Origin of the sequence: Microvirga sp. VF16, from assembly GCF_016864375.1 — a bacterium.
GTDB lineage: Bacteria > Pseudomonadota > Alphaproteobacteria > Rhizobiales > Beijerinckiaceae > Microvirga.
Map to the genome: position 1 here is coordinate 1 of NZ_CP069359.1, position 16721 is coordinate 16721.

Genomic DNA, 16721 nt, shown 5'->3' on the forward strand with positions numbered 1-16721 from the left:
CCTTGTTTCCCTCATACATCTCAGGCTTACAGCTCCGATGGTCTCGCTCAAGCGGGCTAGGTCGTCGGAATGGGTCAAGCAGGGCCTGAACTTGGCTGCCCCGAACGACAACGCACGTGGCAGGTGGGCTTCTGCAGCCTCCCACAACTGATGTTCATTGCGGCGCCCCTTTCCTAGTCCTTGATCGCCGTTAACCGTGACAGCTCTCCGTGACCTTGACGGTCAGGAGAACCTCCAACGAATCGCTTATAAAGTCCTTGTACGTTCGGATTGGCGCATCTCAGCAGGGTCAAAGACCCTGAATTGGTTGTCCGCATCCATGGTTCATGCACAATCCGACAAAGCGTAAAAATAAGCGGGGGCGATTATGGACAAGCAGACGATCATCCGGCCCGATACGGAGCAGCCTTCCAACCCGGTGAATGGGTGATCTGCCATGACTCGTGGATCCCTCGTCGCGGGTGCCCGCATCCGTGTCCGTAATGCCGAATGGGTCGTAGGCCATGTCGACCCAAGTCCTCTCTCCGGCAACGTCATTCATGCCATCGGCCTGTCGGGGGTCGTGCGCGACAAAGCGGCGATCTTCGTCGAGACGGTCGAGAAGGCGCGGGGGCGCGGGATTGAGGTGGTTGATCCGGCCAACGTTACCCTCGTGGCCGACGAATCCTCCGGCTACACCGATACGCTCCTCCACCTGGAGGCGGCCCTGCGCAAGTCCGCCCCCACCGGCGAGGCGATCCAAGTGGCGGGCAAGGCGGCCATTGACGACCTCGACTTTCAGCTCGATCCGGTTCGCATGGCCCTGAAGGCGCCCCGGGCCCGCATCCTGATCGGCGACGACGTCGGCCTGGGCAAGACCCTGGAGGCGGGTCTGCTCACCTCGGAGCTGATCCTGCGCCGCCGGGCCAAGCGCATTCTGGTCGTCGCCACCAAGGCGATGCTGGCCCAGTTCCAGCACGAATTCTGGACCCGCTTCTCGGTGCCCCTCGTGCGCATCGACAGCGACAAGATCCGCCAGATCCGGACCCGGATCCCGCTCAACCACAACCCCTTTGATCAATTCGACAAAGCGATCATCTCGGTCGACACCCTCAAGAACGACCTCCAGTACCGGACCGCGCTGGAGAAGGCGTGGTGGGATCTCATCATCATCGACGAGGCCCACAACGTCGCCGAGCGCCGGGGAGCCGGCGGAGTGAGCCAGCGCAACCAGCTCGCGGAGCGCTTGGCGTCCCGCTCCGACGCGCTGATCCTCATGTCGGCCACGCCCCATGACGGCTCCCGCCGTAGCTTCGCGAGCCTGATGCGGATGCTGGACCCGACATCCATCGCCAACCCTGACAGCTACAAGCCGGATGATATCCAGGGGCTGTTTGTGCGCCGCTTCCGCACCACGCCAGCCGTCAGTGCCGCCCTGAAGAGCAAGGTCCAAAAGCGCGCCACTCAACGGCTTGACGACTTCTCGCCTTCGCCAGCCGAGGAGGCCGCCTACGAGATCCTGGCCAATCTCGACCTGCAGGAGGACAAGGTGGCCCGGAACCGCGGGCAGCGCCTGTTCAAGACGCTCTTGGAGAAGGCGCTGTTCTCCAGCCCGGCGGCCTGCGCCGAGACGCTGGAGAAGCGGATCAAGACTCTCCTCAAGGACGGGAGCCCGGAGGCCCAGGCTGACGTGGCTGCCCTCGGACTTTTGCTCGAAGCGGTCCAGGCCATCGGGGCTGACGACTTCGCCAAGTACCAGCGCCTGCGCAAGCTGCTGACCGACATCAAGTGGTCGCCCAGGAAGAAGGATGACCGCATCGTTGTCTTCTCAGAGCGCATCGCCACGCTGGAATGGCTCGCCAAGCACCTGCGTGAGCACCTCGGGCTGAACGAGGAGCAGGTGAAGACCCTGCACGCCTCGGGGGGTGATGCCGACCGGAACACTCAGGAAGTGGTCCGTGACTTCGGGCTGGAGCGCTCGCCCATCCGCATCCTGCTGGCGTCCGACATGGCGTCAGAGGGCCTGAACCTCCATTACCTGTCGCACAAGCTTATCCACTTCGACATTCCGTGGGCCCTGCTCACGTTCCAGCAGCGTAACGGCCGCATCGACCGTTACGGGCAGGAGCGTAAGCCTCACATCTGGTACCTCATCGCGCAGTCTGCCCAGCCGAAGATCCGGGGCGACCTGCGCGTCCTCGACCGCCTGATCGAGAAGGATGAGGCGGCGCAGGACAGCATCCGGGATCCCTCGGCGTTCCTTGGCACCAACGACGAGCAGGAGCAGGAGGACGTCGTCGCAGATGCCATTGAGCAGGGTGTGTCCGCGGAGCAGTTCGACGCCGAGATGAATGCCCGGGCCGACGCCTCGGATGCCGCCGGCGATGATGCCTATGCCGCCCTGGAGGCGTTCTTCGAGATGGCCCAGCCGGAGCCGCCTGCCGTGCCGACCGAGCGGGAAGCGGGGCGTCCGTCCGTGTTCGAGACGACGTTCGACTTCACGACCGCGGCCCTCGAACGGGTGAAGGCCTGGAAGCACGACCTGCAGTTCGAAGTCGACCGGACCGACCGGGTCATCACGCTGCCGATCCCGGACGACTTCCGCGAACGTTCGGACTTTGGCGGACGGGCCGCTCGCGCGGTCGACGCCCGCTTCATGCCACCCGAGGCCGAGCCGCAGGACGGCCGGGTTCGGTTGACTGACAACCGCTCGCTCATGAACGACCGCATCGTCGCCTCGCGCCAGGGCGCCGGCGGCGGCTGGCCGGAGTTCCAGTACCTGTGGGACGTCCATCCGGCGGTCGATTGGCTTGCCGACAAGATTTCGGGCGTGTTCGGGCGCCAGAATGCGCCCGTGGCCCGCCTGGTCGGCCTTCTTAAGCCCAACCAGACCGCGTTCGTCTTCAACGGCGTGGTCCCCAACCTCAAGGGGCAACCCCTGGTCGACGAGTGGCCTGTCGTCCTGTTCTCCGGGTCCGAGTTCACAGGAGTCGAGACGGCCCGCGAGTTCCTCGCTCGAACAAGGCTTGGACGCACCGAAATTCCCAACATCGGCACGACGCGTCTCGACGACGTGCAGAAGCTGGTGGAGGAGGCGGTCGGCCGCGCTCAGACCTACGTGCATCAGGCCCGCAAGCGCTTCCAAAACGAACTCGACGGCGAGCTCCTGGCCCTGGATGAGCGGCTCGAAGCTCTGCGCGCCCGGCACCGTCAAACGATCACGGATCTTTTCGGCCGCCTGGAAGACAACGCCATCCAGCGCAGCAAGAAGGCGCGGCAGGAGGAGAAGGTGGAGCAGATCTTCGCGTCGTGGTGGGACTGGATCAAGAAGACGCGCGAAACGCCGAACGATCCCAATCCTTATGTCCGCCTTGTAGCCGTGTTTCGGGGTTAAGCTATGCCGATTGAACTCGCCGGTATCTCGAACGAGAACGAATTCTACTCCGAGCACTACCTCTCGACGATCTTCGAGGGCGACATCGAGGAGACCTTCCGCGAGTGGAAGGATGCCGAAAAGGCGGGGAACACCCCGCCGAACAAGCTCATGGAGAAGGTCGGCGTCCAGTGGCGGCGCCTGTCCGCCGCCTATCTTGAGGAGCGGGACGACCGCAAGCGCCTCCTGATCGGGCGCGCGTTCGCCCACGAGATGCTGACCGCCCTGGGCTTCGAGCGCCGCTCGGAGCTTGTGGTCGACGCCGAAGGTAAGCTCATTCCTGTCCTGGCGCGCAGGGCGTTTCATGACGGACGCGAGGCCGTGTGGGTGGTCGAGGTGCCGTCCCCGGGCGGCGCCGACTTCGAGGTCGACCCGCTCCAGATCCGGTTCCGATGCGAGCAGTTCGAGGGGATCGAGACCGCGGAGGAGGTCGAGAAGCGCCGCAAGGACAATGCTGAGGCGGCCCTCGCGAAGGGCATCTTCGCCCTAGAGGCGCCCCCGCGCTTCGTCGTGCTCCTCAGCATGTCCCAGGCGGTCCTAATCGACCGCAACAAGTGGTCCGACAGCCGCCTGCTGCGCTTCCGCTTCCCGGAAATCTTCGGCCGCGGCGACAATGCGACCGTCGGTGTGACCACGGCTCTGCTGCATGCCGAGTCGCTGGCCCCAGGATCGGGAACCTCCCTCATCGACCGCATCGACGAGGAAAGCCATCGGCACGCGTTTGGCGTCTCACAGGACCTGAAGTACGCGCTTCGGGAGGCTATCGAGCTTCTTGGAAACGAGGCTGCCCAGCAGATCCTTGAGAAAGGGGTTGTAAGATATACCGGAAAGAACGCTCTTGATGCGGAGAAGCTGACGACGGAATGCCTGCGGTATATGTACCGCCTGCTCTTCCTGTTCTTCATCGAGGCGCGCCCGGAGCTCGGCTTCGCGCCGATGAAGGCGAAAGCCTATCGCATGGGCTATAGCTTGGAGGGCCTGCGTGAGCTTGAGCTGGCGCCCCTGGAAACGGACGAGGACCGCAACGGCCACTACATCTCGGACACGCTGGAGACGCTGTTCAATGTGGTCTTCGAGGGCACGCCCGCAGCCAGCATGGCGAAAGGAGACGTCACCGAAGAGTTCACATTCAACCCGGTCCGAGCCCGACTGTTTTCCCCTGAGGCTATCGGCACCTACCTGAAAGGCCTTCGATTCCGCAACGTGACCATGCAGCGGATTATCGAGCTCCTGTCGTTGTCGCGGGGCGACCGCACGCGCGGCCGCGGCCGCATCTCCTATGCCCAGCTCGGGATCTCGCAGCTCGGTGCCGTCTACGAGTCGCTCCTATCCTTCTCGGGCTTCTTCGCGTCCGAGGACCTGATCGAGCTCAAGCCGGCCGGCAAGCCTGCACCAGGGCCGTTGGAGGCGGCTTTCTTTGCCCCTCGGAGGCGCTCGGAGGAATTCAGTAGGGACGAGATCGTGTACGAAGGCACGAACGCCAAGATCTATCCCAGGGGCACGTTCATTTACCGGCTGGCAGGCCGCAACCGTGAGAACTCGGCCTCCTTCTACACGCCAGAGCCCTTGGCCCGTGTAATGGTGAAGTATGCGCTGAAGGAGCTCCTCGCCGGCAAGAAAGCGGACGACATCCTGAAGCTGCGCATTGTCGAGCCGGCGATGGGATCGGCGGCGTTCCTGGTCGAAGTCGTTAATCAACTTGCTGACAAGTATCTCGAACTCAAGCAGGCCGAACTCAAAAAGCGTATCCCGCACGAGCGCTATGCCTTGGAGCGCCAGAAGGTGCGCGCCTATCTGGCCGACCGGAACGTCTTCGGCGTCGACCTCAATCCGGTTGCTGTGGAACTCGGGCAGGTGTCCCTCTGGCTCGATTGCCTCCACGAAGGAGGGTTCGCGCCCTGGTTCGAGGACCAGGTGCATGCTGGCAACTCACTTGTCGGCGCCCGCCGGGCTGTGTTCCCGGTCGTGTCGCTCGATGCCCGCCGCGAGGAGGATCGCTGGTACAAGCGCAAGCCGCGGGAGATCGGCTGGTCCGCGGAAGCCCGCAAGCCCGACGAAGTCTGGCACTTCCTGCTGCCCGACCCGGGCATGGGCACCTATGACCCCAAGATCGTGCGTCCCCTCGCACCAGATAACTGGGCCACCTTCGCCGAGTGGCGGCGCGACTTCATCCGTCCGCTCGATCAGGACGAGATCGCAACGGTGAAGCGTCTTTCCAGTGTCGTCGATGCACTGTTTGAGGACGTTGCAGATCGACTGCGGGAGGTTCGCAAGGAGGTGAACGACGACATCTCGATCTGGCCGGCCGAGCCCCGTCCCGACGAGCGGCATGTCGATTTCCAGGAAAAGATCCGCCGCCTGATGACCTTCCAGGGTGAAGGGGTGAAGAATGCCGTCTCCTGGCGCCGACTGCGCAGTGCTATGGACGCATGGTGCGCCCTTTGGTTCTGGCCATTGGATAAGGCAGATCAGCTGCCGTCCCGGACCAAGTTTTTCCAGGATCTCGACCTGATCCTCACCCAGGGCATCGACAATCAGAAGGTTGTCACGCGCGCGTTCGCAACAGGAGCGCCCCAGGGACGGCTGTTCGAGACCGTTACCTTGCCTGGAGAAAAGGGGTCCGGCTCTCTGTTCAGAACCGAGGAGCGGGTTGTTGAGCTCCGCCGGAACGATCTCTTTGGCGATATCGATGTCGGCAAATTGATTGACGCGTCGCCGTGGTTGCCGACCGCAATGAATGTCACACGTCGGCATCGCTTTATGCACTTCGACCTTGAGTTCGCAGATGTAATGCGGGACCGAGGAGGCTTCGACCTCGTGATTGGGAATCCCCCGTGGCTCAAGCCGGCGTGGATCGACGCCCATATTCTTAGTGAGCATGAACCGACATTTGGAATCCGAGAAGTGTCCTCCGCGGAAGTGGAGCGGTTAAAGCCACGTCTGTTTGAGATCGATCCGGGCCTCAAGGCTTCATATCTCAACGATTATATTGGGACCGGTGGGCTACAGGCATTCCTGTCATCTCCAACGTGCTATCCATTTCTCGGTGGAGGGCAACCTAACCTTTACAAGTGCTTTATTGACCTCGCATTCCGCATCACATCTCGGCGGGGCTTTGCAGCGCTGATCCATCAGGACAATCACCTGTCCGATCCAGACGGTACAACGCTAAGGCGCGCTTGGTACCGGAGGATCAAGCGGCACTATCATTTTGTGAACGCGATCAAGCGGCGCCTCTTTGCAGAAGTCGGCCATAGCAAGACCTTCAGCCTAAACGTCTATTCAGGCACGGAGCACGATATCGAGTTCGACCATGCAGCGCTCCTGCTGCTTCCATCAATGGTGGACGAGAGCTACGAGCACGATGGTGTGGGGCCGGTGCCTAGCCATAAGAAGCCAAACGGAGAATGGGATACTAGGGGACATCGCAAGCGGATCGTACGTATCGACAACGAGGTGCTGCGGACGTTTGCAAGTGTAATCGAGGATGAAAGCACCCCTGTTGACACGACGCGGTTCCTATTCCCCTATTCGACTGAGACGCTCGCAGTGTTGCAAGCCTTTGCTAACGGCAGAACTTCCTTCTCGGATGGCGCCAGACCGTTCCAGATGAGGCCCATGTTGCATGAAAGCTCAGCGATAAAGCGTGATAAGCTAATCGAGAGCAAAGTAATCTTCCCGGAACAAGCTGACGAAGTCATCCTCACCGGATCCTTGATGTATGTCGGGAACGCGTTCCATAAATCTCCCGACGAGAACGGACGGCGCGAGGTAGAGGTTGATCTGGAAGTCATCCCAGAAGATTATCTTCCGAGGACATATTACAGTCGGTCTGCGGAAAAGGTTGCATACGAGCAATCCTTGCCTAAGCTCGGCTGGGATCAATCCAAGTATCATGCCTCGCAGTACCGGATAGCTTTCCGGAACATGCTTGACTTGCACTCGGGACGGACACTTGTCGCTGCTTTGATCCCGCCAGGATTTGCACACGTCCACACAATCGAGAGCCTTGTATTTGAGGACGAGGCGAATCTTGTTACCGCTTTGCCTCTTTGGTTCTCGTTGCCGTTTGACTTTCTGGTAAGGACAATGGGCTTAAAGCATTTCCATGAGTCCGCCCTCAAGTACTTTCCTTGGGTAAACCTTACGGCGACGGCTAAGCAACGTGCACTCCGCCTCGCGTGCCTAACTAACCACTATGCAGAAATCTGGAACCGTCACGGTCGCCACCTCGATGCGCTTCCTTGGTCATCAGATGATCCAAGGCTGAAAGTGGAGAAACCGAACATTGGCTCTGAGATGCGGGATTGGACGCGCAATGTAGCACTCCGTTCAGACTTTGCGCGTCGCCAAGCGCTCGTGGAAATTGACGTTCTAGTGGCTCAAGCCCTCGGACTTTCACTCGATCAACTTATTGAAATGTACCGTACTCGGTTCTCGGTCTTGGAAGAGCAAGAACGAGGCACATGGTATGATGTCCATGGCAGAATTGCATGGACTTCGTCAAAGGGCCTTCCTGGCGTCGGTTATCGTAAACCAGACGGACGCAAGCCAACTGCCGTTGAATGGGTTCAAGAGTACGCAAGCCGACCTGCTGGTGAACGATTGGAATCCCAAGCCCAGGTTGGTTTCCTGAAAGACTATAAAGAGATCCATCGCGCCTACGAAGCGCCGTTTATCACTTGCGACCGTGAGGCGGACTACCGCACCACGTGGGCCTTCTTCGAAGCCCAGAATCAAAAGAAGGCCGCCTGACAATGCTCCCTTCCATCCTTGCGCGCCAGGTTCGGGCTGGCGTTGAAGATCAACTGCGTGCCTCGTTCTCGCCGTCGACGAAAGCCTTCGAAAACATCATCGAGAGCTTCCTCGGTGAACCGGACGCACTCCTCAAGGGGCCGTGGCTGTCGCTCGACATGCCTTTTCGGCGCAGCGTGCGGGCGGAGGAGTTCTTCCCGGACGTTCCGCTCGGGTTCAAGCCGTACAGGCACCAGGAGCGGGCGTTCGAGCGTCTCTCCGGGGAACGCCCGAAATCCACCCTCGTGGCGACCGGAACAGGGTCGGGCAAGACGGAGTGCTTCCTCCTGCCCGTCCTCGACAGCTGCGCCAAGGCCAAGGGCGAGCCGGGCATCAAGGCAATCATCATCTACCCAATGAACGCGCTGGCCTCCGACCAGGCACGCCGCATTGCGAAGGTCATTGCCAAGAACCCGAAGCTCAAGGGGCTGCGGGCCGGCATCTACGCGGACCAGCGTCCCGAACATCCGTCGACCGTCATGACGGACACCGGGATCATCGACTCCCGTGATGCGTTGGTGAAGAACCCGCCGGACATCCTCCTCACCAACTACAAGATGCTCGACTACATGCTTGTCCGCCCGGATGAGCGCGAGATCTGGGAGAAGAACCGGCCCGACACCCTACGCCACCTGATCGTTGACGAGCTTCATACGTTCGATGGCGCCCAGGGCACGGATCTGGCCAGCCTCATCCGGCGCCTCAAGGACCGCCTGAAGATGCGGAGCGGCGATCTTTGCTGCGTCGGCACGTCGGCGACCCTCGGTGGGCCCGAGGCTATCGGGGAACTCGTAGCCTATGCGCAGGAGATCTTCGACGAGCCGTTCGATGGCTCCTCGGTTGTCCTGGAGGATCGTCAATCGGTCAACGAGTATCTGGAGGAGATCCAGATCACGGCCCTCGACGTGCCGTCGGAGGGCCAGATCACGGCGCTCGTGCGCAAGACGGACGACCTCAGCCCCGAGGAACTCGTGAGGCTTGCCTTTGGCTTCTGGTTCAATGCCCAGCCCCCGAAGGACATCTCGGCCACGGACTGGCGGGTGACCCTTGGCCATATGCTGGACGGGCACGTATTCTTCCAGACGCTGCTGAAAATCCTGAAGGGGCGTCCGCGGTCTTATGCCGACATCAAGGAAGAGTTCCGCCGCAACAAGCTTTATCGGAGCCTCAGCGACGACCACCTCGGCGCCTTGCTTGATACCCTGACCGCCTTGGTGGCGCACGCCAGGCGCATCTATCCGGACGTCGCCGACGAGGCCGGCCGTCCCATCCCGATGCCGTTCTTCAACGTCCGCCATCAGCTCTGGCTGCGCGAACTCCGGCGCATGGTCGCCAATGTCGGCACGACGCCGCGCCTGCAGCATCACGACGACTTGGGCATCGACGAGCAGCGGCGCGCCCTGCCTGTCATCCATTGCCGGGCCTGCGGCGGGGCTGGATGGGCGACCGTCACCCCGAACGATGAACGCCGTCCGCTCGCGGCGGAGCTGCAGGAGATCTACAGCGCCTACTTCGGCTATTCGGACCGCCTGCGCTTCGTCTTCCGGGAGCCGCCGGTTCCCCGGATCAAGCGCAAGGTGGTCGGCCAGACGCGGTCCGCCTGGCTGTGCACCGAATGCCTGGCGCCGCACTATGGCGAAACCTGCCCCGAGGACGGGTGCGGGTCATGCCGCGCGTCCTCGGACAAGCTCATCGAGGTTTATGTCCACAAGCCGGGCCGGCTCACCGACGAGAAGTTCCGGATCGACCATGACTGCACGTTCTGCGGCGCCCAAAACGGCCTCGGCATACTGGGGGCGCAGTCCGTCACGCTGGTGACCGGCATGGTTGCAACTATGTTCGGTTCCGACCACAACGACGATCCCAAGCTCCTGACGTTCTCGGACTCCGTCCAGGACGCCGCGCATCGGGCGGGCGTCCTGCAGGCCCGCAACGCCCTCAACGTCTTCCGCGCCGGCCTGTCCCGCTTTGTGTGCGAGGCCGTGGCCCCGGACCTGGACACCGTCGAAGCCGAGGCCCCCGACGCCATGCAGAGGGCCTTGGGCGACAAGGCACCGGACGGCGACTTCGTGGCGACGTACCTGCCGGCCGACATGGAGTGGCGGAAGGACTACAAGGCGCTTTTAGCGACCGACGAACTCCCGGGCGGCAGCAAGCTGCCCGAATACCTCAGGCAGCGGCTTGCCTGGGAGAGCTTCGCCGAACTCACGTTCCGGTCGCGCCTCGGGGCCACCGTCGAAAGGACGGGCCTCGCCGCGCCCCACGCCGACCTGTCGCTGGTCGAGCCGCTTTGCGACGAGATCGCCGGAAGAATGCAGGACGAGCTCGCGATGGCGCCGGACGTGATCTCACGGGACGGGCTGCTGCGCTTCCTCGTCGGCCTGCTCGACCACATGCGGGCCCGTGGAGCCGTGGCAACCGACATCACGAGGCTCTACGTGGCGCGCGGGGCGAACTGGTTCGCCGTCCTGAAGGCCCATCCGCACGGGCGCTCGCTTCCGCAATACGGCCCGTCCGCCCCCAAGCCGACGTTCCCGTCCAACCGCATTCTGCGCGGGTTCGAGCCCGTGGCGACCGATGGCATCGGGGGGTGGTACGTGCCCTGGTTCCTGAAGTGGTTCGACCACAACAACGTTCTCACGGGCGACCTCTACCGAGACTTCTACGAGCTCGTGTTCAAGGTTCTGGAAAACCGGAACATCGTCGAACGGCTTCCCATCGGCACTGATAAGGACGTGTCGGCGGTCTGCGCCTGGGGCTTGCGGCCGGAAACCGTCAGAGTGTTCGCGAAGTCCGCCAACGTCCGCTGCGACTCCTGTGGCAACCAGCATCACGTGCCCCAGACCTATGTGCATGTCTGGACCGGGATGCGGTGCACTCGGGTGGGCTGCGATGGATCCATGGGGCTGGACGGGGGCGCGAAGCGGAACCGGTTCCGCACCCGCATCCTCACCAAGGGCCGGATCAAGCGCGTCATCGCGGCCGAGCACACCAGCCTGCTGGGCCGCGACCAGCGGCAGGAGGTCGAGCGGCGGTTCATGGCGGAGGACCGCAAGACCTGGTATCCGAACCTGCTCGCCGCGACGCCGACGCTGGAAATGGGCATCAACATCGGCGACCTGTCGACCCTGGTGCTGTGCTCCGTTCCCCCTGAGCAGGCAAACTATGTCCAGCGCATCGGGCGCACCGGACGCCGCGACGGCAACTCGCTCAACGTGACGGTCGCGACCGCACGTCCGCATGACATGTGGTACTGGACGGATCCGGAGGAGATGATCTCCGGCAAGGTCCGCACCCCGGGCGTCCACCTGAAGGCGGTGGCGATCCTGAAGCGCCAGTACGCCGCCTACACGCTGGACCGCTGGGTGGCAGAGGCCGGTGCCGGGGTGAAGAGCTACGGCAAGGTCCGCGACGCACTCAACGCCATCGTCGCGAAAAACCAAAACGCCTTCCCGCTGTTCTGGTTCAACTTCGTCGAGGCGAACGCCGACAGCCTGTTCAGGAAGTTCTGCGAGCTGTTCCCGCGGCTGCGCGAGGACACAGAAGCCCTGGAGGCGCTCCGCGCGTTCGCGTTCGGGAGCGACAACGACGGCCTCGCTTATGCCGTCGCCAACGAGTTCGCCGGCGTCGCCAACGAGGTCGCCGCGGTCCAGGAGCGCATCGACGCCGCCACGGCCATGGCCAAGAAGCTCAAGGCCGAGCAGCCGCCGCCCTCCAACCTTGATGAGCTCCTTGCGGCCCTCGAAAGCGAGAAGCGGGCCCTGAGGTCGATCCGGCAGGAGATCAACACCGGGGACATCGTCGGCTTCCTCACGGACCGGGGCATTCTCCCGAACTACCTCTTCCCGGAGCAGGGCGTCACGCTGAAGTCGATCCTGTACCGCGCCGAGGTTGCAAACGAGGAGGAGAAGGCCCCGACCATCACGGAGTACATGAGGCCAGCGGCGGCCGCCCTGGGCGAGTTCGCCCCGAGCGCGCTGTTCTACGCTGACAGCCGGAAGCTCAAGATCGACCAGATCGACCTGTCCGCATCGCCCATCGAGTACTGGCGTGTCTGCCCGGATTGCACCCACATGGCGCTCGCGCAGGCCGAAACCACCGAGGACGGTTGCCCCTGCTGCGGCTCGAAGATGTGGGCTGACAAGGGCGCTCGGCGGCCCATGATCCGTCTGAGGCAGGTCTATGCGGTCGGCAACGACCGCAACACGCGGATCGGCGACGACGGGGACGAGCGCGAGACCCGCTACTTCGACCGGGACTACCTGCCGGCCTTCGAGCGCGACCAGATCGGGGACGCCTACGCCGTCGAGGAGGGCGCCCTGCCATTCGCCTTCGAGCATCTCCGGCGCTGCACGTTCCGCGAGGTCAATTTCGGCGAGACCGGCGACACGCCGTCAGGGCAGAAGGTGGCCGGCGAGCGCCGCCTCGGGCATGGGTTCTCCCTCTGCCGCTCCTGCGGCCGGGTCCAGGACCCGGAGGAGATCCGCCGCCTGCGGCGCGACGGCTCCAAGAAGGGGCTCCACCAGCCGCGCTGCCAGGAGGTGAACTCCGAAAAGGACGAGACCTATGTCTCGGTCGTCTACCTGTACCGGGAGTTCACGTCCGAGGCGATCCGGTTCCTGCTGCCGCTCGCCTCGTCGGGCGATCATGACAAGGTGAAGTCCCTGCGCGCCGCGATGGACCTGGGGCTGCGCCTCCACTTCAAGGGCAAGGTCGACCATCTTCGCACGTCGCTCGTGGAGACAAGCGACGGCCCGCTCACCCGCCGGCATCTGTACCTCTACGACACCGTCCCGGGCGGAACGGGCTATCTCAAGCAGCTGGCGACACGGCCCGAGGAGATGCGGGATGTGTTCGCCCTTGCCCTGGCCCACATGCACGAATGCGTCTGCAACGCGGACCCGCGCAAGGACGGATGCCCCCGTTGCATCCGCTCGCACGCCTCGACGTTCGGACGAGGCGAGGTGTCCCGGAACACGGCCAGCCTGATCATCGCCGAGATCCTGGCGGACTGGGACAAGCTGAGGCCCGTCGATAGCGTGGACGGCGTCAAGCTCAACAAGGCTCTTGAGAGCGAGCTGGAGGCAATGTTTGTCGCCCGCTTCAAGGCCAGCGTGCAGGACGCCGGCGGCAAGTTCAACAAGGCGGTGGTGAACGGCCAACCAGGCTTCTTCGTGAAGCTTGGGGAGGGCGAGTGGCGCCTGGAGCCCCAGGTCGACCTCGACAAGCGCTGTCCGGACGTGCCCAAGACCCGCGCGGACTTCGTCCTCTGGCCGGCCGTGCCGACGCCGGGCTCAAAGCCGGTCGTGATCTATCTCGATGGCTGGCAGTTCCACCATGACGTCGTGCCAAAGGATCTGCGCGTGCGCCAGAAGATCATCAGGTCGGGTCACGCCCTGGTGTGGTCCCTGACCTGGGCCGATGTCGAGACGGCGTCCGGGGGCGAGGCCAAGAAGCACTTCTGGGATCCATGCTCATCCCTGCCGGGCGACATGCTCAAGCGCCTTGCCGATGGGGAGAAGGCCCTGACGGACCTCAAGGCCGTCCTCGACGCGGCGCCATTCGACCAATTCCTGCGGTTCGTTCGCTCTCCGGACCTGGCGGTATGGGAGAAGAGGGCCTGCGCGCTCTCGACCGGGCTGTTCCTGGCCGGGATGCAGGCGGGCAAGAATGTGAAGGCCGTGATGACGGCCACGGAAGAGTTCAGCGGCGATGCCGGGCGGGCGACGTTGGAGGTAATCTCCGGATCGCCGCTATACGGGTTGCGGCTGGACAAGGGCGTGGGTTGCGTGACGGTCGCGGTCGAGCAGCCGTGGAAGCCGCCTGCGTGGCCCGATGATCGCACACTGACCACGGTCGTCGGCTTCGAGCACCGCCTGGAGATGTCGCCGGAGGCCAAGAAGGCCTGGAACGGCGCTCTCCGCCTCCTCAACCTGCTTCAGTTCGGCGGCCCCCTGTATGTGGGCTGCACGGAGGAGACCGGGCTTGATCCCGCCCCCCGTCCGTCTCCGAAGCAGCAGGATACGAACAGCGAGGCCTGGGCCGACGTCGAGCGCCTTGTTCTGTCCGACCTGCTGCCGCTCGTCCACAAGCTCAGGCAGCAGGTTCCGCCGATTGCCCCCCCGGAAGTTCTCCACGAGGTGGCGGACGAGGAGGGCAACCCCATCGGAACCCTGGAACTGGCCTGGCCCGACAAGAAACGGGGGGTTGTGATCGATCCCGACGTGGCGGGCCTCTTCCCCGGATGGACGATCATCGTCTACGCCGGGCAGGACAACATTTTTGACGACGAATCCGTGGGAGAGCCGGCATGACAGCGCGGAAGCCTGACGTTCACATCATGATCGACGCGCTGCTGTCGCAGAACAGGCTGCCCCGGGCGGTCCAGGACAAGGCGGCGAAGCTCATCCTCAAGCTCAAGAACGATCCCGCGGCGAACGGGATCAACTTCGAGAGCATCGAGGGGGCCCGGGACCGCCACATGAAGTCGGCCCGGATTGACCAAGGCCACCGCGCCATCGTGTACGACCGCGGCGGCGCCCTGGTCGTGCTGTGGATGGACAAGCACGACGACGCTTACCGCTGGGCACGGGACCGGGTCATCGACATCAACCCGCTCACCGCCTCGGTGCAGGTCACCGACATGAGCCTCGTCGCGGCGCCCCCCGCAGCCCCGACGGCAGAGCGCGCCGAGAAACCGCGTTTCGCCGATTACAGCGACGCCGACCTGATCGCCGTCGGCGTGCCCGAGGTGCTGCTGCCGGCCATCCGCGCCATCCGGACGGACGAGGAGCTCGAAGCCAACAAGCCCGGCATCCCGGCGGACGCCTACGACGCGCTGATCTGCCTTGCGGCCGGCTACTCGGTCGAGGAGACTCTGGAGGAGCTAGAGCGCACCTCGGGCCCGCGCATCTCCCCGGACGACTTCGCCGCGGCGCTCAAAACGCCGGAAAGCCAGCGCTCGTTCTGGTTCGTCGAGGACGACCAGGAACTCCAGAAGGTTCTCGACGAGCCGCTGGAGTTCTGGCGCGTCTTCCTCCACCCGTCCCAGCGCAAGCTGGTGAACCGGCAATGGAACGGCCCGGTGCTCGTCCGAGGCGGGGCCGGCACCGGCAAGACCGTGGTCGCGATGCACCGCGCCCGCTACCTGGCCAGCCGCCTGATCGCAGCGAAAGATGCGCTGGGCAAGATCCTCTTCACCACCTTCACCTCGAACCTCGCGGCGGACGTGAAGGCGAACCTCGCCAACCTCTGCTCCCAGGAGGAGATGGACCGGATCGAGGTCATGCACCTCGATGGCTGGGTCGCGGACTTCCTGCGGAGACAGGGCTACCAGCGCGAGATCCTGTACGGGGACGCCTCCCGCCTGACGGATGCGTGGGACGCGGCCTTCCGGGCGCACGGCAAGGATATCGGCCTGAGCCTGGAGTTCCTGCGCGACGAGTGGCGCCAGATCGTGCAGGCGAACGGCATCTCCGATATGCCGGGATACCTGAGGGTGCAGCGGGCCGGCCGGGGCACGTCCATCGACCGGCGGACCAAGGAGAAGGTCTGGGCCGTGTTCGCGGCCTACCGCGCCCGTCTCGACGAGGAGGAGTTGTCCGAGCCCGAGGACGCTTACCGGCATGCCCGGGAGATCCTGCGGGCCAAGCCGGCCCTGCTGCCATATCGGGCCATCGTGGTCGATGAAGCGCAGGACCTCGGGGCCGAGGCCTTCCGCCTCATCGCGGAGATCGCCCCGAAGGCCGAGGGCACCGCCGCCCCGGACAGCCTGTTCATCGTGGGCGATGCGCACCAACGCATCTACGGCCGCCGGGCGTCCATGTCGAAGTGCGGAATCAACGTGCGGGGGCGCAGCCGCAAGCTCCGGATCTGCTATCGCACTTCCGATGAGATCCGACGGTTCGCCGAGGCCATCATCCAGGGCGTCACGGTCGATGATCTGGATGACTCCACGGACGACCTGAAGGGCTACCGTAGCCTCTTCCACGGCCCCAAGCCCGACATTGCGGTCACCGACACCACGGAGGCCGAGCTGTCGGCCTTGGTCGAGTGGGTCGAACGGTGCAAGGCCGACGGCATTGAGGAGACCGAGATCTGCGTCCTTGCGCGCACGAACGACCTCGTGACGGCCGCGGCCGATGGTCTGAAGGCCCGCGGCTTCAAGGTGAACCTGCTCGCGCGAAAGAAGGCGGACGACCGGGCGAAGCCCGGACTGCGCCTGGGCACGATGCACCGCGCCAAGGGGCTGGAGTTCGCGGCCATCGCCATCGTCGACATCAACGACGGCGTGGTGCCACCGCGCTGGCTCGTGGACGCAGCGCCGGACGCTGCCATCCGACGGCAGGTGATCGAGGCCGAAAAGGCGCTCCTGCACGTCTCAGCCACGCGAGCCAAGAAGCGTCTGTTCGTGGCATCGTCCGGAACCCCCAGCGACCTGCTGCCGAAGGTTTCGGCCGACAGGCAGGACACGGCGGGGCAGACGGCGAAAGCGGCCTGATAAATGAGGAAGGCA

At 63.9% G+C, this 16721-nt stretch carries 4 protein-coding genes; all 4 read left to right on the forward strand.

Annotated features, from left to right (window positions below; all coding sequences use genetic code 11):
- Positions 1–436 precede the first annotated feature (436 nt).
- Genes JO965_RS45485 through JO965_RS45500 form a run of 4 tightly spaced genes read left to right on the forward strand, consistent with a single transcriptional unit; the run spans position 437 to position 16706 of the window.
- Complete coding sequence (locus tag JO965_RS45485) at positions 437–3373, forward strand: DEAD/DEAH box helicase (RefSeq protein ID WP_203448275.1); 2937 nt, start codon at positions 437–439, stop codon at positions 3371–3373.
- A gap of 3 nt (positions 3374–3376) precedes the next feature.
- Positions 3377–8167, forward strand: a complete 4791-nt coding sequence (locus tag JO965_RS45490; protein ID WP_203448278.1) for an Eco57I restriction-modification methylase domain-containing protein — start codon at positions 3377–3379, stop codon at positions 8165–8167.
- A 2-nt stretch (positions 8168–8169) separates the two neighbouring features.
- Positions 8170–14520, forward strand: a complete 6351-nt coding sequence (locus JO965_RS45495; RefSeq protein WP_203448280.1) for a DEAD/DEAH box helicase — start codon at positions 8170–8172, stop codon at positions 14518–14520.
- Positions 14517–16706 carry a UvrD-helicase domain-containing protein gene (locus tag JO965_RS45500; protein WP_203448282.1) on the forward strand — a complete coding sequence of 730 codons (2190 nt, stop codon included), beginning with the start codon at positions 14517–14519 and terminating at the stop codon, positions 16704–16706. The genes JO965_RS45495 and JO965_RS45500 overlap by 4 nt, the downstream gene beginning before the upstream one ends.
- Positions 16707–16721 lie beyond the last annotated feature (15 nt).

Excerpts from the sequence above, each read along its gene's own strand:
- JO965_RS45500 (WP_203448282.1), top strand. The coding sequence starts at position 14,517 with ATGACAGCGCGGAAGCCTGACGTTCACATCATGATCGACGCGCTGCTG.
- JO965_RS45485 (WP_203448275.1), top strand. The coding sequence starts at position 437 with ATGACTCGTGGATCCCTCGTCGCGGGTGCCCGCATCCGTGTCCGTAAT.
- JO965_RS45490 (WP_203448278.1), top strand. The coding sequence starts at position 3,377 with ATGCCGATTGAACTCGCCGGTATCTCGAACGAGAACGAATTCTACTCC.
- JO965_RS45495 (WP_203448280.1), top strand. The coding sequence starts at position 8,170 with ATGCTCCCTTCCATCCTTGCGCGCCAGGTTCGGGCTGGCGTTGAAGAT.